At 57.8% G+C, this 20,282-nt stretch carries 20 protein-coding genes; 7 read left to right on the top strand and 13 right to left on the bottom strand.

The features are described 5' to 3' along the window. Nucleotides 1–374: 374 nt before the first annotated feature. From ACR0BF_RS17810 to ACR0BF_RS17755, 12 genes are all read right to left on the bottom strand, one after another. Nucleotides 375–638 carry a hypothetical protein gene (locus tag ACR0BF_RS17810; RefSeq protein ID WP_480494072.1) on the bottom strand — a complete coding sequence of 88 codons (264 nt, stop codon included), beginning with the start codon at nucleotides 636–638 and terminating at the stop codon, nucleotides 375–377. Beyond that, nucleotides 595–2,118: a cytochrome D1 domain-containing protein gene (locus ACR0BF_RS17805; RefSeq protein ID WP_480625440.1), complete on the bottom strand. Its 1,524-nt coding sequence runs from the start codon at nucleotides 2,116–2,118 to the stop codon at nucleotides 595–597. The genes ACR0BF_RS17810 and ACR0BF_RS17805 overlap by 44 nt, the downstream gene beginning before the upstream one ends. Nucleotides 2,119–2,194: 76 nt before the next feature. Further along, on the bottom strand, nucleotides 2,195–3,409 hold the full coding sequence (gene nirJ / locus ACR0BF_RS17800; RefSeq protein WP_480520483.1) for a heme d1 biosynthesis radical SAM protein NirJ: 1,215 nt from the start codon (nucleotides 3,407–3,409) through the stop codon (nucleotides 2,195–2,197). A 4-nt stretch (nucleotides 3,410–3,413) separates the two neighbouring features. After that, the gene (ahbB, locus tag ACR0BF_RS17795; RefSeq protein WP_480625439.1) at nucleotides 3,414–3,896 is read right to left on the bottom strand and encodes a siroheme decarboxylase subunit beta; all 483 of its coding nucleotides are present in this window, start codon (nucleotides 3,894–3,896) and stop codon (nucleotides 3,414–3,416) included. Next, the gene (locus ACR0BF_RS17790) at nucleotides 3,893–4,342 is read right to left on the bottom strand and encodes an Lrp/AsnC family transcriptional regulator (RefSeq protein WP_480625438.1); all 450 of its coding nucleotides are present in this window, start codon (nucleotides 4,340–4,342) and stop codon (nucleotides 3,893–3,895) included. The genes ahbB (ACR0BF_RS17795) and ACR0BF_RS17790 overlap by 4 nt, the downstream gene beginning before the upstream one ends. Continuing rightward, entirely contained in the window at nucleotides 4,339–5,328 is a 990-nt protein-coding gene (gene ahbB / locus ACR0BF_RS17785) for a siroheme decarboxylase subunit beta (RefSeq protein WP_480520490.1), read from the bottom strand. The genes ACR0BF_RS17790 and ahbB (ACR0BF_RS17785) overlap by 4 nt, the downstream gene beginning before the upstream one ends. A gap of 3 nt (nucleotides 5,329–5,331) precedes the next feature. Then, on the bottom strand, nucleotides 5,332–6,477 hold the full coding sequence (locus tag ACR0BF_RS17780; protein WP_480555372.1) for a cytochrome D1 domain-containing protein: 1,146 nt from the start codon (nucleotides 6,475–6,477) through the stop codon (nucleotides 5,332–5,334). Beyond that, nucleotides 6,474–6,803, bottom strand: coding sequence for a c-type cytochrome (locus tag ACR0BF_RS17775; protein ID WP_480477375.1), 330 nt, complete (start codon nucleotides 6,801–6,803; stop codon nucleotides 6,474–6,476). The genes ACR0BF_RS17780 and ACR0BF_RS17775 overlap by 4 nt, the downstream gene beginning before the upstream one ends. A 46-nt stretch (nucleotides 6,804–6,849) precedes the next feature. Then, nucleotides 6,850–7,611: a uroporphyrinogen-III C-methyltransferase gene (gene cobA / locus ACR0BF_RS17770; RefSeq protein WP_480555371.1), complete on the bottom strand. Its 762-nt coding sequence runs from the start codon at nucleotides 7,609–7,611 to the stop codon at nucleotides 6,850–6,852. Nucleotides 7,612–7,811: 200 nt separating this feature from the next. Then, on the bottom strand, nucleotides 7,812–8,213 hold the full coding sequence (locus ACR0BF_RS17765) for a cupredoxin domain-containing protein (RefSeq protein WP_480520494.1): 402 nt from the start codon (nucleotides 8,211–8,213) through the stop codon (nucleotides 7,812–7,814). A 55-nt stretch (nucleotides 8,214–8,268) separates the two neighbouring features. Continuing rightward, entirely contained in the window at nucleotides 8,269–10,056 is a 1,788-nt protein-coding gene (locus ACR0BF_RS17760) for a NapC/NirT family cytochrome c (protein WP_480625437.1), read from the bottom strand. A 124-nt stretch (nucleotides 10,057–10,180) separates the two neighbouring features. Then, entirely contained in the window at nucleotides 10,181–11,857 is a 1,677-nt protein-coding gene (locus tag ACR0BF_RS17755; RefSeq protein ID WP_480477367.1) for a cytochrome D1 domain-containing protein, read from the bottom strand. A gap of 243 nt (nucleotides 11,858–12,100) precedes the next feature. Here ACR0BF_RS17755 and ACR0BF_RS17750 point away from each other — a divergent pair, with 243 nt between their 5' ends. Further along, on the top strand, nucleotides 12,101–13,297 hold the full coding sequence (locus ACR0BF_RS17750) for an NnrS family protein (protein WP_480625436.1): 1,197 nt from the start codon (nucleotides 12,101–12,103) through the stop codon (nucleotides 13,295–13,297). 27 nt (nucleotides 13,298–13,324) lie between these two features. Here the strand turns inward: ACR0BF_RS17750 and ACR0BF_RS17745 are convergent, their stop codons facing one another. Then, nucleotides 13,325–14,431: a Hint domain-containing protein gene (locus ACR0BF_RS17745; RefSeq protein ID WP_480625435.1), complete on the bottom strand. Its 1,107-nt coding sequence runs from the start codon at nucleotides 14,429–14,431 to the stop codon at nucleotides 13,325–13,327. A 266-nt stretch (nucleotides 14,432–14,697) separates the two neighbouring features. Here ACR0BF_RS17745 and ACR0BF_RS17740 point away from each other — a divergent pair, with 266 nt between their 5' ends. From ACR0BF_RS17740 to ACR0BF_RS17715, 6 genes are read left to right on the top strand one after another with little or no spacing between them, the layout of a single operon-like run. After that, nucleotides 14,698–15,147 (top strand): c-type cytochrome, encoded by a 450-nt coding sequence (locus tag ACR0BF_RS17740; RefSeq protein ID WP_209597154.1) that lies wholly within the window; start codon nucleotides 14,698–14,700, stop codon nucleotides 15,145–15,147. Between the two features lie 16 nt (nucleotides 15,148–15,163). After that, a complete protein-coding gene (locus ACR0BF_RS17735; RefSeq protein WP_480477361.1) occupies nucleotides 15,164–16,531 on the top strand; it encodes a cbb3-type cytochrome c oxidase subunit I in 1,368 nt (455 codons plus the stop codon). A 5-nt stretch (nucleotides 16,532–16,536) separates the two neighbouring features. Beyond that, a complete protein-coding gene (locus ACR0BF_RS17730; RefSeq protein ID WP_480477359.1) occupies nucleotides 16,537–17,346 on the top strand; it encodes an AAA family ATPase in 810 nt (269 codons plus the stop codon). 9 nt (nucleotides 17,347–17,355) lie between these two features. Then, nucleotides 17,356–19,278 (top strand): nitric oxide reductase activation protein NorD, encoded by a 1,923-nt coding sequence (locus ACR0BF_RS17725; protein ID WP_480625434.1) that lies wholly within the window; start codon nucleotides 17,356–17,358, stop codon nucleotides 19,276–19,278. Next, entirely contained in the window at nucleotides 19,275–19,823 is a 549-nt protein-coding gene (locus ACR0BF_RS17720; protein ID WP_480477355.1) for a cytochrome c oxidase subunit 3, read from the top strand. The genes ACR0BF_RS17725 and ACR0BF_RS17720 overlap by 4 nt, the downstream gene beginning before the upstream one ends. A gap of 5 nt (nucleotides 19,824–19,828) precedes the next feature. Next, nucleotides 19,829–20,116 carry a cytochrome C oxidase subunit IV family protein gene (locus tag ACR0BF_RS17715; RefSeq protein WP_480606839.1) on the top strand — a complete coding sequence of 96 codons (288 nt, stop codon included), beginning with the start codon at nucleotides 19,829–19,831 and terminating at the stop codon, nucleotides 20,114–20,116. The last annotated feature ends 166 nt before the right edge of the window (nucleotides 20,117–20,282 follow it).

The following is a 20,282-nucleotide window of genomic DNA, read 5'->3' as shown; positions in this document are numbered from 1 at the left end:
TGCGGACAGCAAAGCGCCCGGCATCGGTGCTGACGTCGTCACCACACAAAGCGCACAGTCCGCGCATTTTGGGCAGGGCGCGGTTGGATCGTCGTCCCCTTCTTCAAGGTCAACTTGGACCCAGACCGCGCCCGCCTCCGAGCAGATCTCCACCCACATGCTCTCACCGGGACTCGCCAGCACCGGACCAAGCATTTGCAAAAGCAACAGGAAAATGCCCACCAAACCACACACCGCACGGGACACGCGATCAAACAAGCTATGCGAGGGGTGGAAGGTGGGCATTGAGAATCCAACTCGGCGTTCTTTCCCGAACCCTATGGGATTCTGTTAGGCGGAGACTTGACTTAGATCAGGTGCTCGCGAATTTGCAGCTACCCGTCAGCTTCATCCATCAACCCTCGAACCCAGCGCCCGGCCAACCATGTCGCCGGAATGCCCAACGGGATTGACCACAGAATCGCCGGAACCGGTTTTATCGCTGAGAATCCGGCACTGTGCAGGATCAGCCCGGCCAGAAACAGGTTGATAGCCACGGTCAACATGGTGGCTGGATAAAGCAGAATGGCCAGTTTCCAGACCGGCCATTTGCCCTCAGTGGCTGGTGCCTTCCGAGAAGGTGATTTTGTTCCAGACATTGTACTTCCCAGATGGTTTACGCATCGGCAGGCGGCGCACTTCTTCCAGCGTCTGCGCGTCATAAACGATCACCGCGCCGTCATCTTCCCAGATCGACACAAGCGCGTGGCGGCCATCCTTTGTGAACTCTACATGTGCCACGGTCTTGCCCGGGGCAGGGCGCAAAGTCTTTATGATTTCAAGGCTTTGCTTGTCGATCACATGCATGGCATCCTTGTTGGGACCAAAGAAGACATCGGCCCAGACGAAAGGCGAATTCTCGTGGCTCCGCATGAAGAATCCCGGCCCTTCGGTCTTGATCCGCTTGACGGTTTCCCAAGTCCCCATGTCGATCACCGACACCGTGCCGTCAGTCAGATGCGGCGTGGCCATAACGGTCGTATCGCCATGCTTCCACGTAATCCCCGAGCCTAGATGCGGCATCCCCGGCAAGTCCAGATCGGCCACCTTGTGCCCAATAACAAGGTCGATCACCTGTCCGCCCTTGCCATCGCGCGCGGCACCCATGACGTATTCATAGCTCTGATCGAAAAAGAAATCGTCCAGATAGTCGGGCGTTGTGATCTTGCGCACCGGGAAAGGATCGGGGTTCTTGAACTGCCCTTCGATGCGAAAGTCGTGACCCAGCCCGGATTGCGGCGGGTTGGCTCCGTAGAAGACCTCCCAGATCTCGGGAACATCCTTGAGCGCCAGAACAAAGCTCTCACGCGGGGGGGCCTGATACACCGCGGATACGCGGCTGGATTTTCCCGCTTTTCCTTTGATCGCAATGACTTTTGCCACCGACAGGTCTTCGGTCGACAGCAAGGTCAGACTGTTGGGCAAATAATTCGCAACGGCCAGCCACTTGCCGTCGCCGGACATTGCGATGTTACGGCTGTTAAGCCCTGCCCGTACGCGCCCCACCTGTTGCAGGGCCCAGATGTCGTATTTCTGAACCCAGCCATCCCGGGACATGATGAATACGTAACGCCCGTCCGGGCTGAACTTCGGCCCGCCGTGAACCGCGAAGGGTGTCTCGAACCGGTCCAGAACCTCAAACGTGTCACCGTCCAGCACACTGACATGATGATCCCCGGTTTCGACCACCAGGGTGATGTTCATCGGGTCACTTGACCACACTGGCGCCTCAACGGGGATGTAACCGTCATCCAGCGTGCGGCTGTTCATGATATGGGCCTCGCCCCATTCGGGGTCGGTTTCCAGCGGTGATTTTAGCCAGCCGGCCAGCTCTTCAATCTGCAAAGCGTCAAGTTCGTGCGAGAAAGCAGGCATTTGCGTCGCCGCGCGCCCTTCGGCTATTACCGCTGCGATGCGGGGCCCGCGCATGCGCTGGAGCGTCTCGGGGATCAAGGCCGGGCCGACGCCGCCCAAGCGGTTTTCACCGTGGCAGGACGCACAATGTTCAGCATAATCCGTTGGTGCATCCGCCCAGGCACCACTAGCGCCCAGCACAGAACACATCAACACGAGCTTCATCTTTTCAAAAATACTCCCGCCGGAGGCCCCCTTAGGTGTCTCTGGCGCCCATGTCGAAGGCTCAGAGCAGACGGAACTAAAAGAATTGATGCGCCGGATCATGGCTTTTCCCCCGGAACGGCGTAACCTGCAGACGCTCGCCTGCGTCGTCAACACCGATTTCTTCGTTTGTCAGGTAACAGGCCGGATCTTCGGCCCAGGGATCACCGGTCAGTTGCAGGGCTCGGATGCGGGTGTTGCCACCGCAGACATCCTTTAGCTCGCAAGCCCCACAGCGCCCCTTAAGGGGGCGCGGACGCGTGCGCAGCATGGCCAGCATCGGATCATCGCTGGTCCAAAGCTCGGAAAACGATGTCGTCTTAACGTTGCCTACTGTGTAATCGGACCAGTACGTGTCAGGATGGACCCGGCCCAGATTATCGATATTGGCCACGCCCAAACCGCTGGAATTTCCTCCCCAAGCGGCCAGATGCTCACGGACATGCGCGGCCTTGTCAGCGTCGAAATGCGCACGAATCCAGTTCAGGAAATAACCCGCATCTGCGTCATTGTTGCCGGTCACGATATCCAGCGGGCGACCGCCCGAGGCAGCCTCCCACGCGCGCTCCAACAGCAGATCCATTCCCTTGCGGGTGCGCTGATGTTCGGCATCCTCGCCGCGGTTCTTGTCACCGCGCCCGGCATAAACCAGATGCGAAAGGTAGAACTTGTCGACGCCCTCGTCGTCGCATAGCTGAAGCAGGTCCGGCAGGTGATGCTGCGTGCCTTCGGTCAGGCAAAACCGCAAGCCAACCTTGATGCCGCGCCTCTTGCATTCACGCACACCGCGCAGGGCGTCTGCAAAAGCCCCTTCAACACCGCGGAACCAGTCATTCGTGGCCCCGATCCCATCCAACGAGATGCCAACATAGTTGAATCCGACATCGGCAATCATGTCGGCGGTCTCATCATGAATTCGTGTCCCGTTGGTCGACAGCGCCAGCATCGGCACAAGGTTTCGGGCACGTTTGGCAATGTCGAAGAAATCGAACCTGTCCAGTGGTTCCCCACCCGAGAGGATCAGGGCCGGGACGCGAAACTGGCCCAGATCCTCAAGGGTTACCATGGCTTGCTCGTGGCTGAGCTCGCCCGGGAACGCAACATCCGCCGAGACGGTATAGCAATGACGGCACTTCAGATTGCAGCGCCGCGTCAGGTTCCAGATCACCACCGGCTTCACAGGGCCGGGGCGGCGTTTTCGCACGGGGGTCGGTTTGACCAGCTGGTGCATGTATTCGGTCAGGCGAAACATCGTCTCAGCCTTTCTTTTTCAGGCGCAAACCGGTCTTTTTCAGGATGCGCGTGGAATAGAGGATATCCTTGGCCCGGCAGGCGTCACCCAAGATCGCAGTGATCTGGGCGCGTTTTTCCTCGACTTCATCCCGATCCGAACCGTGAACCATGGCAAACAGGTTATAGGGCCAGTCGGGCAAGGCGCGCGGGCGTTCATAGCAATGGGTGACAAAGGGTAGGGCACCGATCTGAGCGCCCAATTCGGCGATGCGGTCATCTTCGACATCCCAGACAGTCATGCCGTTCGAGGTCATTCCCAGCTTGTAGTGGTTAGGGGCGGCCGCGATGCGTCGGATTACGCCGCGCGCTTTGAGGGCTGACAGCCTCTCAAGCAGGTCGGCTTCCTGCATCCCCAGATCATCAGCAACTTGAGCATATGGGGCGGAAACCAGAGGCAATCCGCCCTGTATTGCTTGGATAATCTGTCTGTCTGTTGCGTCGATCATGCCGCCACCCGAAAGCCGATGTAGAATTCCTGAAGTTTGGGGAAACAAAGAACCTCGATCCCCGTTTCCCGTTCGATTGCAACTGCCGCGGCCTCGATCCCTTCGGGCGTTTCCGTGGCCAAAACGAACCACATGTTCAGCCGGTGCGTGCGTTCATAATTATGGGCGACCTCGGGATGTGCATTGACTTTGGTCAGGACCGCTTCGAATTCCCCAGCCGGAACGGCCATCGCACAGAGGCAAAAGGCACCGCCCATCGCTGCGGCATCGAAAAACGGCCCAAAACGTGTGATGACACGGGACTCTTTCATGCGTGTCAGGCGTGCCAGTAATTCGGCCTCGGTCAGGCCAAGTTCTTTGGCGACTGTTGCGTAAGGATGTGAAACCAGTGGCAGATCGTCCTGCATACGGTTCAGAATCGCACGGTCGGTTTGGTCCAGCGTCATGCGGCGACCTCCTTGGTTTGAATCAGCGCACCGGTCTGCTTGAAGCAGCGGGTTGAGAACAGAACCTTGTTCCGTGCACCCGTCAGTTCGGGCAAGGCCGTCGCACGGGCCAGTACGTCCAATGCTTCGCTGCGGGACCGCGCGTGGATCATGGAATACAGGCGATATGGCCACACACCGGGCACCGGGTTGCGCTCGTAACACAATGTCACACCGGGGAAAGCCGCCAAAGCGGGGCCGGCTGTGTCGATCTGCTCTGCTGGCAAGTCCCAGACAACCATCGCATTGGCGGACCAGCCAAGAGCCCGGTGACGTACGATGACGCCCAGCCGCGAAATGATACCGGCAGTATGCAACGCGATGACTCGCGCCATCACATCATCAACGTCCCGGTTCAGTGAATGTGCCAAATCTGCATAAGGTTCGGCGACCAGAGACAAACCCGAGCTCAGCGTCTGCAGCAGACACCGATCACCCTCGCGCATCGCAGACGCATCCACCTGACGTGCTGTGGGCACGGTTTTGACCCCGCCGATCATGCGGAACCCGAGATCAACGTTGAAAGGGCGCACCAGCCGCAAATCCAGAACACGCAGCCCGGTGACCCGGCTGATCCGTGTGAGGGTATCATCCACATGTGCCCGATCAGGGCCGGTTGCGACGAACCAGAGGTTCCAGGCGTCCTCGCGCTGATAATTGTGGTTTACACCCGGTTCGGCGTCGATCAGGGCGGCGACCTCCTCCAGCCGCTCCTCCGGGACGGAGACTGCCGCCAGCGTACTGGCCGTCACCACGCCGGGTGTAATGGTTGCGCCAACCCGCGTGATGCGGCCCGTGGTGCGCATTCTGGTCAGGCGGTGGATGACTTCGCTTTCGTCAAGCCCAACTGCGTTTCCAAGAACCTGAAACGGGCGTTCGATTACCGGGAAATCGCGCTGAAATTCATCCAGTAAGCGACGGTCGATCGGGTCTGTAATGTGTTGCATGACTTACAGACCCGTTTTGTGCGCACGCGCGGTAAAGAAGATGCCGGACGGGCTTTCGGCCTCGATCTCACGCAGTTTTTCGAAACTACGCGTGTCATAAACCATGACCTTGTTCGCATCGCGCACACTGATCCAGACTTCGTGCCCGCGTGGTGTGAACTCCATGTGCAAAACGGCCGGGCCGGGCTTGAACTCGTGAATTATCTGTTTGCTGACAGTATCGATGACCTGAATGGTATCGTTCAGCGGGTGGGCAAAGTTAACCCACACCTGTCGCCCGTCCGGGCGGGCCATGGCAAAGACCGGCTGTCCGTGGGTTTGTGTGCGTCCGGTCTCGGTCAGAGTGGCGGCGTCTACCCACAAAACCTCATGGTGGCCAACGGCGGGCAAGACGAATTCGGACCCTGTCAGCGCCCAACCTTCCAGATGGGGCATCTTGTAGACCGGCATTTCCTCCTGACCACGGCCATAGCCGGGCAGAACGCGGATCGGTTCCGGGTTGTCGGACCACAGGTCAAGCGCGGTCAGGCCATCCTCGCCAAACAGGCCGGCGATATAGGTGCGGCCATTGGCAGTGATCAGCGCGTCATAGGGGTTCTTGCCGATATCGGTGATCCTGGTGATCTCAGGCGCCCCCTGTGCAAAATCCGCGATCCATGTTTCGCCCGTGTCCCACATGGTGAAAACGAAGCGGCGGCCCGGCGCGTCGACCAGACCAATCGTTTTGCTGCCAGTGGGAATGTCAGCCACCATCTCCAGCGTTTGCGCATCAAACACGCGCACACCGCCGGGTTCGTAATTCGATACCGCCACAAGCGTACCATCGTCCGAGATCGCGCCGCCAATGGCGTTTCCGGACTGCACAACGCGGTTCACGATCTGGCGGGTGACAATGTCAACCTTGGTCAGGCCACCGTCGCGGCCAAAGACATAAGCAAAACGTTCATCCGGTGAATAGACCAACGAGGCGTGGGACAAGTCGCCCAATCCTTCTATCCGGGCCAGAGCGGCACGGTCGGACTGGTCCACCAACAGGACCGATCCGCTGGCACGTTCGATCACCAGCCCAAGGTCTCCTGTCGCCATCGGCTCGGCCTGGGCCGCGGTCATCATCAATGTCGCCGCAAGGCTGAGGATAAGGTATTTCATCGTGCCTCCTGTTCCAGCAGGTATCGGGCAATCCATTCGGCCTCTTCTTCGCTGATCAGAGGCCGCCACGGGGGCATCGCCGTATCGGGGATGCCGTCAAGGATGACGCCGGTCAAAACCTCGGCGTCATAATGCTCCAGTGTTTTCGAGCGCAGATCGGGCCCCAGGCCGCCTTTCAGCGACAGCCCATGGCACGAACCGCAATCCTGATGCACAAGTCTTTTCAGTGCGTTGGGATCAATAACATCGGCAGCAAAGGCGGACGTTGCAGCCAGAACCGCAGTTGTCAGAAAGGTTCGGGCGACCCACCCCGTGCGGCCAGGCACATTTCTGTTCGGCGCGGGGCACGGCACATGTTTTCTGCACCCCAGCTTAGCCATGGGCCCGTTCCAGAATGTCCGCCACGGGCTGTTCGGCATAAAGTGAAACAACCTTGCCGATGATGAAAAGCGTTGGCGCCTTCAGCCCGGAGGTGCGCACGTCGTTGGCCAATTGGTCCAGCCGTGAAACCAGGCGGCTTTCATCAGGTGTCGTTGCATTTCCGATGGCCAGAACCGGCGTCGATCCCGGCAGGTTTTCGGTCATCAGTCCCATGGCGATCTGGCCGATGTTGGCCACTCCCATATAGACCACCAGCGTCGTGTCTGGGTCGGCCAAGCGTTTCCAGTCCAGATCCAGCACTTTGTCTGCCTGCCGGTGTCCGGTGACATATTGAACCGAGGTGGCCAGACCGCGATGGGTCAGCGGCACGCCGGTCGAGCAGGACGCGCCCTGCGCCGCCGTTATCCCCGGTGCGTATTCGACCGCCACGCCATGGGCCATCAGATAAGCGGCTTCTTCCGAGCCGCGGCCAAAGATCATCGGATCGCCACCTTTCAGACGGGCGACCGTGTGACCTGCGCTGGCCTCTTCCAGAAGGATTTCGTTGATCCGGTCCTGTGGGACGGTGTGGCATTTGGGCGCTTTCCCAACAGGGATCAGCCGCGCGCCTTCGGCGTGCAGATTCAGGATGTCGGCAGACACCAGTCTGTCATAGACCACCACATCTGCTTCCTGCAGCATTCGCAGGGCACGCAGCGTCATTAGTTCAGGGTCGCCGGGGCCTGCACCTATCAGAAAAACCTTACCGCTCATGTTCAAACTCGCTGGGTCTGAATGTCTTCGAAACCCGGGGTTTCCTGCGCGAGTCCAATGCTTTTGCGGGACGTTGCTGGGTAGGCCGGGCGTGTCATGAGGGCAGATTGGCGCAATCGAAAACCAACCTCCTTGACATAAGTTAAGGAGCGCGGGATTTGCGCCCGCGCTCCGTTTTCAGCCTGTAGGAATAGCTCAGATCAGGGCTCGACAGTGATCATCCCGATCATGTTCTGTGTCTCCCAATGGGGCCCGCAGAGATAATCCTGAGGGCCCGGTGTCAGGAAGGTTATTTCAACCGTTTCTTCCGGGAACAGCCGGTCGCTTTCGGGTTCGCTGCCATCTTTGAGCAACACACTGTGGCTGGTGCGCTTGTCGACGTTCACCCATCGGACAGTTGTACCTGCCTTTACGGTCAGTTCGAACGGGCAGAAATTGTAGTTGTACATCAAAACCACCTTGGCGTCCTCGACCGAGGCCGAGGGGTGTCCGAACAGCTCGACATAACGCTCTTCGGCTTCAGCACAGATTTCGGCGGTTTCATCTGACCAGGCTGGCGCGGCAAGAAGCAGCAGCGCGGGAAGAAGGCGGTGGGGTTTCATGGTCCATGTCTCCTTTCCAAGGTGTTTTGGGGCCGGGTGAACCGGCCCCAAACTGTTATTGCTTGACCACGTTGATAAGCGCGCTGTCATCATCCAGCGCAAGGCTGGTGTTCAGCGTCACGTGATGGAACCTTGCGTTGGCGAAATCGTCATGAATGGCAAAACCGACGGTATAGGTCCGGCCTGCCTCCAGTGGAATGTCGCCCGGCGCGCCCGAGTTCAGCGGACGTGTGAAGACAACAGTCCACACGCCACCTGACAGGTTTGCCGAGGCCGCGATCTCACCATCATTGACCACACGCTGTTCCAGCAGATAGCCATTTGTAGCGCTGCCGTCCGCGTAGACACGCATCAGGTCAAGATAGGTGCCATCAGCCAGATACTGTTCGATCTGTTCTGCGGCCTGCAACTTGTCCCAACCGCCCAAAGCCTTGCCGCCCCTGCCTTTGATTTCGATCTCGGTGCGGCTTTCGCTGAGGTACTTGGTCACGGTGTCCTGAGCGGTCAGGCGACCGGAAACATCCCCGTTTGCGGCAATTGCATCCGCCTCAGGCGCAAAGGGCATATAGGTGTTGTCGGCGTGGCACGACGCCCAGCACCCGACCTGATCGCCCAGCTCGATGCCGGTTCCGGTGATCATCATTGCGACCTTGATTTGGTTTTCGGGGTCCATTTTGCCGCCATCAACAAACGGAGCAGGGTTGTGCCCTGAATCCGGCCATTGCAGACGGATGTACAGGTTTTCGTCATCATGTGCTGCCTGAACGGTTGCGTCGATCACACCGCGTTTGCCGGGGATCGGAGTGGGTTCCAGCTCGCCACCGGCAACGATCTTGTTACCAATCGCATCCAGTTCCTTGGCATGACAGGTCGAACATTGATCGCCACCTTTGGTCAGCGGACGGGCCCCGCCATGGGTTTTTCCGTTCTGCACCCATTCAAAGGACGCCTGGCCTGGATAGAACAGTTTCAGTTCCGCACTGGCCACCGCATTCCATTCGATGTTGCCACCGACATCGCGGCTTTCACTGCCGGCAGGTGTTGTCGAACCATCGGTTGCAGCCGTTGCCCGCTCTTCCGCGACAGCCGCGTCAACTGCTGCCGCAATCTGGGCCTGAACGGCCTCCTGCTGGGCTTTCTTTGCAGCTTTCTCAGCCTCGGCCTCGGCAGCTTCCTTGGCTTCGATCCGCTCAAGACTGGCAAGGTATTCTGGCGGTATTTGTCGGATGAAGGCCGGATTTGGCGCCTCAAGCTCCTCCAGATACTCGTCGGTTGCGCGGTCTCGGATGTTCGAGTGGGCAATGCCCTTGTGGCAGTCGATACAGGTCTGACCGGTTTCCATTGCGTTCAGGTGCTGCTGACGCGCACGGGGACGCTGGAATTCGGGCATCATCGATTCAAAGTCATGGCAGTTTCGACATTCACGCGAGTCCGTCGATTTCATCCTCTCCCACTCATTCATGGCAAGATGAATGCGCTTGGCTTCGAATTTCTCGCGGGTGTTGATGGTGCCGACCATTTTTCCATAAAGCTCTTTCGAGGCTTTTATTTTTCGAATGATCTTATGGGTCCAGTCCTTGGGCACGTGACAGTCCGAGCAGACCGCACCAACGCCCGACCGGTTCACGTCGTGGATCGTGCCCTGGTATTCCGCATAAACAAAATCCCGCATCTCGTGGCACGAGACACAGAATTCCTTGGTATTCGTGGCTTCCATGGCGGTGTTGAACCCACCCCAGAAGATGATGCCGGCGGCGAAAGCCGCAGCAATACCGGCCACGGGCATTCCCCACAGGAAATACCGGCGCCAGATCGGTTTTTTCTTATCCGGTTCGGAAGTCATATCCGGGCTCCGTTTTGGCTGTCTTGTCTGGCCTTAGGTGGCAGGCCGGTGAGTTTGGCGGATCTGTCAAACGAGGAAAGGGCGGGCGAGGGGCCCGCCCTTTCCGGTTTAGGTTGCGAACCCGTCAGGTGACGTGGTTCGACCGGTTGTAGACATTGAATTTGCCGGTCGGGGCGTAAAGTCCGTCAATCCGACCGATCTCTTCCAATGTCTTGGCGTCGAAGATCACAATCTGACCGTTGGGTTCCTTCGAGTCCGACAGGTTCCACTTGGAAACCCAGACCTCGGTGCCATCGGCGTTGAATTCGAAGTGAACAGCGGCACTGCCTTCGTCTTCGGTGATCTGGATGGTTTTCACGATCTCGCCGGTCTCTTTCGAGATGACCTGAACCGATTGCTGAATTTCCGGCTCGGGGTGTTTGGTCTGATCAGCCCAGATGTAATCCGAGTTCGGGTGGGTGCGGACAAACAGGCCGGGGCCGTCGGTTTCCACCTCGTAACAGGTTTTCCAGGCCTGATCCGGATGACCTTCTGGGTCGTTGCCCCAGACTGTCACGGTACCGACACCCAGGTGGGTTGTGCCCGCCACAGGTCCGCAGTTTGGGTCAATCCAGTTCGCGCCCGGGCCGGGGTGCGGCAGGGCAGCGGTGTCGATCATCGCCTCAAGCTTATGCGTTTCAGTATCGACAACGACCATCTTGTTCGATGCGTTAGCCGCGATTTGGAAGTACCGGCCTGTCGGGTCGAAGAACCCGTCATGCAGGAATTTGGCCGAGTTGATCTTGTCGATCCGCAAGTTGTCGAGGTCGGTGTAGTCAACCTGCCAGAGCTGCCCCAGCTCTTTCACGGCAACGATCCAGGTGGGTTCGTTCGGCGTGGTGTAGATAGCGGCCACACGGGCTTCTTCCACATACTCGCCATCTACGTTGGTGCCACGGGTCGATACGACTTTGACCGGCTCCATGGTCTGCGCGTCAACGATTGCAAAGTGAGGCGGCCAGTACCCACCGCCGATGACGTATTTGCCGTCACCGGACACGGCGACATCGCGCGCGTCATAGGCGATCTTGACTTCCGAAACCAGCATCTTGTCCGGCGTTTGCCAGAGGTCGATCTTGGTCATCTTGCCGTCACGGCCCATTGTATACCAGAAACGGCCCGGCGTTTCGGGTTCGGTGATGTTGTGATGCTCCGAAGCCTTCAGGACGTGCACGGCATAGCCGGTCGGAATATGCGTCAGCACTTCTTTCGTGTCGCCGTCAATGACTGCAACCTTGCCGACGTCACGTTCAATGACGACAAAGAAGTTTTCCCAGTTGCGGCCGTGCAGCGGTTCGGTCGGATAGTCCGCTTCTTCGACGTAGACCTTGCGGGTTGCCTTCATCTGTTCCAGCGACATTTCAGGCGGCTTTGGGGCCTCCATCATGATGTATGTCGCCATATCCTTGATTTCCTGCTCAGACATGATGTCCGAGAAGTTGTTCATCCCGCCTTCAGTTCCCCAGGCGATGATTTTCTCAAGGCGTTCCTGACCCAGTTTCAGGGTGCCGCCTTCGGTTACGGTGCCGTCGGCTGCGGTCTTCTTCCAATGCGGTTCCAGGTTTTTACCGGTAGCGCCTTTGCGCAAAACCCCGTGGCAGCCTGCACATTGTTCAAAGTACAGTTGTTTCGAAGCTTCAAAGGCTTCGTCGCTAAGTGTTGGCTCGTCGGCAAAAGCTGGAGCAGCGACGCTGCCCAACAACATTGCCAATCCGACCCCAAAAGCGCGGCCGGTCTTGTTGTAGCTGATTCCAAGTGACATGATCACTCTCCATTTGCGTGGTGAGGCAATGCGGAGACTGATCCATCACGGGATTGTCATCCTTGACCAAAGTCAACGGGCGCGGCGTTAACTTCGCTCTTTGGACAAAAACCAGGTGCAGATTTCAGCAATAAAACCTGTTTTTTTCGCACATGTTTTTGATGTCTTGATTTCGGTTAAGTGCCCCAATCCCGTCGGACGGTACTGCTTGTTGAAGGACGAGATGGGCCATGGAGAGCAGGCATGTCATCTGCAATATCGCGCATTTTCAGCGAAGGATTTCGGGTATTTTTCCTTTCCGCCGGTCTTTATGGCGTATTTGCTGGTGTCGCCTGGGGTATTTGGCTGGCCTCACTGGATGGGCTTTTACCTTATGACGAGCAAAGTTATGGAATGCCCCCGGTCATGTGGCATGCCCATGAGATGATTTTTGGCTACGCAACAGCAGCTCTGGGTGGGTTCTTTCTGACGGCAGTTCCGAACTGGACCGGGACGCCCGAAGTGCGGGCGCGTTTTGTCACGGTCGTAGCGCTGATCTGGATGGCGGGGCGGCTGGTGGTGTGGTTATCAGGGTCGCTCTCTCCGATTGCCGTCGCAATTATCGACCTGAGCTTTGTTCCAATTCTTGTCCTGAAAATTGCCAGCCAGCTGGTACGCAGGCCCAAGCCACAGAACATGATATTTCTGTATCTTCTGAGTTTGGTATGGTTGGCCAACCTGATGGTTCATCTGGAATGGATTGGACTCACCACAGACACGCTGAATACCGGAGTTCGTGCAGGGCTACTGACCTTGTGTTCAATGATAGCGATACTGGGGGGGCGTATCACACCGGCCTTTACGCGCAATGCAATGAAACGCGACGGTGTGCCCGAAGCCTTGTGGCCGGTTTCAAACGCGGTGCTGGAAAAGGCCGTGATGGCGCTTGCCCTTATGCTGCCGTTGTTGGTGCTGACCTTGGGCAGTGTTTCCTTGGCGGGTATCTGCGCGTTGCTGCTGGGCGGCGCCCAACTGATGCGCATGGCACGGTGGAGAGCGGGTTGGGCGCTGCGGCAGCCGATCCTGATTGCTTTGCACCTGGGCCTGATGATGCTGGCCCTTGGGTTGTTGCTGTGGGGGTCTGCCGTCATCGGATATGGTAATGAGATCGGCGCTCTTCACATTTTGGGGATCGGGTGCGTTGGTGGCATGACCCTTGCCGTCATGAGCCGCGCCGCCCTTGGCCACAGCGGCCGGCCCCTTGTTGCACCGTCGCCAATGGCGGTCGGATACGGGCTGATGGCGGCGGCGGCTTTGGTCCGCTGGTTGGGGTCCGGGCTGGCAGGTGGATATATGACGGCCATGCTGACGGCTGACGGGTTATGGATTGCCGCAATCGGGTTGTACCTGTTTGCCATGTGGCCCGCGCTGACAGGCCCGCGCGCAGCGAAGCACGGCTGACACGGAACCTTAACCGCGTATTACTATTCAGAATATCAAGGGGCGTTCGTTCTTTACATGGCGGGACACGAGCGCACGAGCGCGTCTTCCGTTTTCAGGTATGTGCCGCACAGCTTGAGGAACGTACATTGGGGTCTCTAGTTCCGGAAACAGGTCGAAGATTTCCGCCCTTGCTTCTGGGGGAACGCTGGACAGAGCCTGTGCGCCGACAAAAAGGCTTTCTGACTGGGCACCTTCTGCGTAGATGATTTCATGGCGGTCGAACAATAGATGGAAATATGTGACTGACACGGTGTCATCTGCAACGCTGATACCAGGGCTGGCAACAAGTATGTGGGCCGGAACAAGGATTTCCTCTGCGTCAAACATTCTGACGGCGATTCGGGATCGAACCAGCATGCGGTGCTGTGGCGAAACAAGCAGGTCGCGTTTTGGCAAGTCACACCCCAAGGCCCCGGCCTTGATGAGGATTGGAAGCAGCTTGGGTTTTTTCACCAGCTCTTCATGCGATAGGTTTCGCGTTCCGATCCAACGTATGTGTTGCGGTCCATTGTCCGCAGTGACGACCATGTCACCCACCTTCAGATCCTCGATGGGCATCGGACCTTCTGGCGTCATGATAAGTGTTCCGGCAGCAAAGCACGGCACGTCAATAATGGCAGCAGGGTCAGTTGTGTCGGGCGCATTGGTCGGCGTGACATTCACGATGTTCATCGAGTAGGTCGTGCCGGGCACAAGAGGTTCAGAGGTAATATAGCCGCCCAATACGCCGTCAACTTCGACGCGATATACAGTAATTGTGCCTCCGCCTGGTTTGGACAGAATGTAGGATTCTTCCAGGTATATTGAGCCACTCAAAAAGGTGGTCGAACCATCGAGGGTGGTGATAGTACCGGTCTGCGTCAGGTCATCGCCGTCTTCGTCGTCAAAGCGGTCACCGTTGAAAACATCCCCTGTATCGACAACAGGTGCTCCACCTCCGTTTTGAATAAAACCACCAGCTGCGTCAGTCACACTAAACAAACGTCGATCCGTGTCGGGATCAAAATTGACATCCAACGTAACCGTGTCCGGCCCAATCGTATTCACCGTGATTACACCAGGGGTATAACCGATATAGGAATAGTTCGCCATTTTCACCCATCAATCATTGAAACGGAATTTTTCACCTTTTTCTCAGGTGGTTGAATAGGTCCTTCATGTCAAAAAGTCGACGCGAAAGTGTTCACAATTGCCTCAGATTTAAAGGCAATCCCAAGGTCATTTCGTTATTTTCGTTGTTTGCGGATGCCTGATCTCGTTCCTGAGGATACTTTAGAAGTCTTGACTTTCGTTAAGGCAGCCCTGTGACCCGCACGTCATGTTGCCTGCACTAGCTAATCTGCGCAAAGGAGAGCGCGATGCGAGAAGTCATGACAAAGAGCATGGCTCGCAATATTTTCTATGGCGGGTCACTGTTCTTCATCCTCATCTTTCTGGCTCTATCAGCCCATTCACACCTGTATATCGTCAATTCTGAAAATGCCGCGAAGCTCGACGAAAGTGTGGTTCGGGGTAAACATGTTTGGGAAAAACACGCCTGTATCAACTGCCACACGATCCTTGGCGAAGGGGCGTACTTTGCCCCTGAGGTCGGCAATGTGATGACACGTTGGGGCGTGTTGGACGACCCGGAATCGGCCTTTGAATCTCTCAAGGGCTGGATGGAGGCACAACCCACCGGCATTCCCGGTCGTCGGCAGATGCCGCAATTCAACCTCAGCGACGAAGAGATCCGGGATCTGACCAACTTCCTGATCTGGACGGACAATATCGACGCTCAGGACTGGCCGCCCAACGAGGCTGGCTGAGAAGGGGAATGGAGCAATGAAATACGAATCCCAAAAAATCGCCTATGCCTACTTTGCGGTAGCCATGGCACTGTTCGCGATACAGGTGATCGGCGGCCTGCTGGCCGGCTTCATCTATGTATTCCCGAACTTCCTGAGCGAGCTTCTGCCGTTCAACATCGTGCGGATGCTGCACACCAACGCGCTGATCGTCTGGTTGATACTGGGCTTCTTCGGTGCAGCCTACTTCCTTATTCCGGAAGAAGCCGAGCGTGAAATCCATTCGCCCAAGTTGGCGTATCTGCAGCTGATCATCCTTGTGGTCGGTACGTTGGGCGTGGTTCTGACCTATGTCTTCAACCTGTTCGAAGGCAACTGGCTGCTGGGCAAAGAAGGGCGCGAGTTCCTTGAGCAACCCAAATGGGTCAAGGCCGGTATCGTCGTCGCCGCGCTGATGTTCCTTTACAACGTGTCGATGACCGTTCTGAAGGGCAAGAAGACTGCAATCACCAATATCCTGTTGTTGGGCCTGTGGGGTCTGGCGCTGCTGTTCCTGTTTGCCTTCTACAACCCGGGCAACCTGTCCCTGGACAAGCAATACTGGTGGTATGTTGTCCACCTGTGGGTCGAAGGTGTGTGGGAACTGATCATGGCCTCAATTCTGGCCTACCTGATGCTGAAGCTGACTGGTGTGGACCGTGAGGTGGTTGAAAAATGGCTCTATGTCATTGTCGCCGCCGCGCTGTTCTCGGGCATTCTTGGAACAGGTCACCACTACTATTGGATCGGTACCCCCGGTTACTGGCAGTGGATTGGGTCGATCTTCTCAAGCCTCGAGGTGATCCCGTTCTTCGCAATGATGGCCTTTGCCTTCGTCATGGTCTGGAAGGGCCGTCGTGACCATCCCAACAAGGCCGCTCTGCTATGGTCTCTGGGATGTGCAACGCTTGCCTTCTTTGGTGCCGGCGTCTGGGGCTTCCTGCATACGCTGCACGGGGTGAACTATTATACCCACGGCACACAGATCACTGCGGCCCACGGTCACCTGGCCTTCTACGGTGCCTATGTCTGCCTCAACCTGGCGATCTTCAGCTATGCGATGCCGATCCTCAAAAACCGTGATCCTTACAATCAGGTGCTGAACATGGGATCGTTCTGGCTGATGACCAGCGGTATGGTCTTTATGACCTTCGTGCTGACCTTCGGCGGAACCGTGCAGACGCACATGCAGCGTGTGGTCGGAGATTACTTCATGGACGTACAAGACCAGATCGCAATCTTCTACTGGATGCGTCTGGGTTCCGGTATCGTCGTGGTCCTTGGTGCGCTGCTGTTCATCTATTCGATCTGGGTTCCCCGGAAAGAAGTTATTGAACCCGGCGCCGCCGAAACCCCTGCGGAGTAATGGATATGGATGGCTCCATAAAACTGAAAGAGGGGGCGGCAAACGCCCCCTTCTACCTGCCCCAAGGCGATGAATGCGATGTGTTCACCGCGGCTTATAACAACGACTTGCCAGTTCTGCTGAAAGGTCCGACGGGTTGCGGAAAGACCCGCTTTGTGGCCCACATGGCCGCAAAACTTGGCCGCCCGCTTTATACCGTCGCCTGCCATGATGATCTGGCGGCTGCCGACCTGATTGGCCGTTATCTGCTGAAAGGCGGGGAAACCGTCTGGGTCGATGGCCCCCTCACCCGCGCAGTGCGCGAAGGCGCGATCTGCTACCTCGACGAGGTGGTCGAGGCCCGTAAAGACGTCACTGTCGTTTTGCACCCGCTGACCGATGACCGGCGCATCCTGCCAATCGACCGCACCGGCGAAGAGCTTGAGGCCGCACCTGGCTTCATGCTGGTGGCGTCGTACAACCCCGGTTACCAGAATATCCTGAAAACCCTGAAACCTTCGACTCGGCAACGCTTCATCTCTTTGGAGTTCGATTTCCCGTCCGCGCAGATGGAAGCCGAAGTGGTTGCACAGGAAAGCGGTCTGCCGCTGGAACGTTGCAAGCCGCTGGTGCGGCTGGCGGGTAAGCTGCGCGGGCTCAAGGGTCAGGATCTTGAGGAAGGCGTTTCCACCCGACTGGTTGTTTATGCCGCGACGCTGATCGCACAAGGCATGTCCACCGACCGTGCCATCCTTGCCGCCATGATCGAACCTCTGACAGATGACGAGGATATCAAACGCGGGCTCCTCGATCTTGTTACGGCTGTCTTTGGGTGAGGCCGGCCGATGGTCAAGATCGATTTTGAGCCATGGGAACCCGAAGAAACGATCGGGAAACTGTGGCACACCCTTGCCAGCCGCCTCGATGCACCCCAGGTGCACGATGGAGCCGCGGTCGACCTCTCTGAGGTCGCGGGGCGGCTGGCCGTCCTCTTTCGAGGGCTGGGCGGTGGTCCGGGCGTAGAATTGCGCCCGGTCTCGCCCGAGGTTTCACATCACCGCCTAAGTTGGCGTCGGCGTCTGGCGACCGAAGTGGAGCTGATGCCGCGCGCTTCGTTTGATGGCGAAGTCTTGCGCTTGCCGGACCGGTTGGCGGTTTTTCCTGCGCGCGAAGCCAACGGCGCGCTGTATGTCTGGCTGGCCGCTGCGGCTGCCCATGCCGGAACGCGAATTGATGAAGACGATCCGCTGCGCGCCGACCTGCGCGCGCTGATCGCCGCGCAGAGAATGGTTGATACGACGCTGGACGACGCCCCCGGCCTGCGCCCGCTTTACACCGAACTTTGCAAGGGCGTGCTGCATCGGCGCGATATCCCCAACCTGCCACCGATTGAGGACGCAGTTGAAGAGCTGATCCGCCATAAGTTGGGTGACCCTCAACCGCTGTCGGCGAAAGCCGAGCAGCTTCTGACACTGGACGAGGACCTGATCGCCCCTCGCGGCTATCAGCCTATGCGCCCGGTTCCCCTGTGGCCCGAACTGCGCGCAGTTGGCTTTTCCGAACATAACGAGGTGGAAAACCCCGAAACTGAAGGTCCACCCGAGGAATCCGGTGAGAAAACCCACCGCGCCCGTCGTCGCAAATCGGATCAGGCCGAGCGCAGCGACAGTTTCATTCTGCATAAGTTCGAAGCCATCCTCAGCTGGGCCGAGTTCCTGAACATCAACCGCCGCATCGACGATGATGATCCCGACAATGCCAAGAAAGCGGCCGATGATCAGGAAGAAATTGGCCTGGGTCAGATATCAAAAGCCCCCCCAACGCGGCTGAAGCTGCACCTTGATCTGGCACCCGAGGATGTGAACCGCGAGCGTCTGTCCGGTCGCATCCTCTATCCCGAATGGGACGTGCGATCGGGCCGGTATCTGCCAGATCACGTCAACGTCCTGCTGTCGGATGCGGATATCCGCGACGACGCTGCCGCCTTCGGCAAGGACCCTGCCACCGCCCGCCGCATCCGCGCGGTCAAACGCCAGTTCGAGGCGCTGCGCCCCGGTCGTGTGATGACACGCGGCCATCTGGACGGTGACCAGCTGGATATCGAAGCCGCCGTGCGTGCCGAAACTGACCGCATGGCCAGTGGCGAAAGCAACGACCGCATTTGGCAACAATCCCGCCCCGAGGCGCGCGACCTGGCAGTCTCGATCCTGCTGGATGTCAGCCGTTCCACTGAAAGTGCCGTAACCGGTCGCGCCGTGATCGACATTGAACGTGAAGCTCTGGCCGCTTTGGCCTGGGGCCTGAACGCCTGCGGCGACGATTTCGCCATTCATGCCTTCAGTTCGCTGAAACGTCAGCGCGTCTATATCCAGCGATGCAAACGGTTTGATGAGCCTATGGGCGCCAGAGTTGAACAACGTATCGCATCGCTGCGACCCGGTCATTACACACGGCTTGGGGCCGCGATCCGCCACTGTTCAAAGGATTTGGCAAGCCAGACCCGCAAACGCCGCCTGTTGCTGGTGATCACCGATGGCAAACCCAATGACCTTGACCATTACGAAGGGCGCCACGGTATTGAAGACACCTGCATGGCCGTGCGCGAGGCACGCCGCGCCGGGCAATCGATTTTTGGCGTCACCATCGACAAAACCGGCAAAAGCTGGTTCCCGCGCATGTTCGGACAGGGTGGGTTTGCGGTTATTCCTGACCCACACCGCTTGACCATGGCCCTACCGCAGATCTACCGCCAACTGGTCGGAGCATGAGCGAAACTTCTTTCATCGACGAGCTTCCGGGCGAATTGCTGATGTGGGTTCTGATTATCAGTGAGCTGCTGGTTTTTGGTGCCGGGCTGATCGCGTTCATGGGCGTTCGCCTGACCGACCCTGCAGGCTTTGCCGAGGCGCAGTCGCATCTTTATCGAACAGGGGCAGCCTTCAATACTGCAATACTGGTCACATCTGGTTATCTGGCCGCACAGGCCCTGAACTGGCGCCGCGCAGCATTCCGGTTCAAGGCCAGGCTGGCCCTGACAGGTGCGGCTGTACTTGGGATTGCATTCCTGGTTGTCAAAAGCGTGGAATACGCTGGAAAGGCGGGGCAAGGCATTACCTATGAAACCCACCCGTTTTTCATGTTCTACTACCTGTTGACGGGGTTTCACGCGGCGCATGTTCTGGCCGGGGTGGGCATTCTGCTGCTGGTCGCGTGGCGCGATGATCCTCGTAACATCGAGGCGGGCGCACAGTTCTGGCACATGGTTGACCTGGTCTGGATCCTGCTGTTTCCCGTTATTTATCTTCTGGGATAACCAAGATGTCGGCAATTTCATCTTTTGCTAAATACTCCCTCCGGAGGCGTCCGAACTCACTCACCAGCGCATGGCTGGTGCTTCTGGCACTCAGTCTGGCCTCAACGCTTTTAACCCTGATGAAAACGCCTGGCGAACTCATTGCAGGTGGTATCCTGCTCCTTGCCTTGATCAAAGCCCGTGTGATCCTGGCCCGATATCTGGACCTGGCTGAAAGCCCGGGCTGGCTGCGGGGTTTCACCATAGTTTTGACGGGGTTCTCTGCCGTGATCTTCGCACTTTACCTGATCTGAAAAAAGCCGCCCCAAAAGGGGCGGCAGGTTACCAAGCAAAGGGACGCTTAGGTTAGATGCTGTTGAAAAAGTCGATGTGTAAGCGCGGCGGAAATAGCGGCTGAAGTCTTCCTGCTCGGCTCTTCACGCCGAGATTGGTCTGAGCTTTGCAAGTTTGCGGAGGTTC

This window comes from Ruegeria sp. AG7 (assembly GCF_056541545.1).
The sequence above is the reverse complement of the archived record's forward strand: the minus strand, read 5'-3'. Positions and strand labels throughout refer to the sequence as shown.

Bases quoted from the DNA above. Each gene is read 5' to 3' on its own strand.
- cobA (WP_480555371.1), bottom strand. From the start codon at position 7,611: ATGAGCGGTAAGGTTTTTCTGATAGGTGCAGGCCCCGGCGACCCTGAA.
- ACR0BF_RS17760 (WP_480625437.1), bottom strand. From the start codon at position 10,056: ATGACTTCCGAACCGGATAAGAAAAAACCGATCTGGCGCCGGTATTTC.
- ACR0BF_RS17765 (WP_480520494.1), bottom strand. From the start codon at position 8,213: ATGAAACCCCACCGCCTTCTTCCCGCGCTGCTGCTTCTTGCCGCGCCA.
- ahbB (WP_480625439.1), bottom strand. From the start codon at position 3,896: ATGATCGACGCAACAGACAGACAGATTATCCAAGCAATACAGGGCGGA.
- ACR0BF_RS17810 (WP_480494072.1), bottom strand. From the start codon at position 638: ATGTCTGGAACAAAATCACCTTCTCGGAAGGCACCAGCCACTGAGGGC.
- ACR0BF_RS17740 (WP_209597154.1), top strand. From the start codon at position 14,698: ATGCGAGAAGTCATGACAAAGAGCATGGCTCGCAATATTTTCTATGGC.
- ACR0BF_RS17750 (WP_480625436.1), top strand. From the start codon at position 12,101: ATGTCATCTGCAATATCGCGCATTTTCAGCGAAGGATTTCGGGTATTT.
- ACR0BF_RS17780 (WP_480555372.1), bottom strand. From the start codon at position 6,477: ATGAAATACCTTATCCTCAGCCTTGCGGCGACATTGATGATGACCGCG.
- ACR0BF_RS17790 (WP_480625438.1), bottom strand. From the start codon at position 4,342: ATGACGCTGGACCAAACCGACCGTGCGATTCTGAACCGTATGCAGGAC.
- ACR0BF_RS17745 (WP_480625435.1), bottom strand. From the start codon at position 14,431: ATGGCGAACTATTCCTATATCGGTTATACCCCTGGTGTAATCACGGTG.
- ahbB (WP_480520490.1), bottom strand. From the start codon at position 5,328: ATGCAACACATTACAGACCCGATCGACCGTCGCTTACTGGATGAATTT.
- ACR0BF_RS17735 (WP_480477361.1), top strand. From the start codon at position 15,164: ATGAAATACGAATCCCAAAAAATCGCCTATGCCTACTTTGCGGTAGCC.
- ACR0BF_RS17720 (WP_480477355.1), top strand. From the start codon at position 19,275: ATGAGCGAAACTTCTTTCATCGACGAGCTTCCGGGCGAATTGCTGATG.
- ACR0BF_RS17725 (WP_480625434.1), top strand. From the start codon at position 17,356: ATGGTCAAGATCGATTTTGAGCCATGGGAACCCGAAGAAACGATCGGG.
- ACR0BF_RS17755 (WP_480477367.1), bottom strand. From the start codon at position 11,857: ATGTCACTTGGAATCAGCTACAACAAGACCGGCCGCGCTTTTGGGGTC.
- ACR0BF_RS17730 (WP_480477359.1), top strand. From the start codon at position 16,537: ATGGATGGCTCCATAAAACTGAAAGAGGGGGCGGCAAACGCCCCCTTC.
- ACR0BF_RS17715 (WP_480606839.1), top strand. From the start codon at position 19,829: ATGTCGGCAATTTCATCTTTTGCTAAATACTCCCTCCGGAGGCGTCCG.
- ACR0BF_RS17805 (WP_480625440.1), bottom strand. From the start codon at position 2,118: ATGAAGCTCGTGTTGATGTGTTCTGTGCTGGGCGCTAGTGGTGCCTGG.
- nirJ (WP_480520483.1), bottom strand. From the start codon at position 3,409: ATGTTTCGCCTGACCGAATACATGCACCAGCTGGTCAAACCGACCCCC.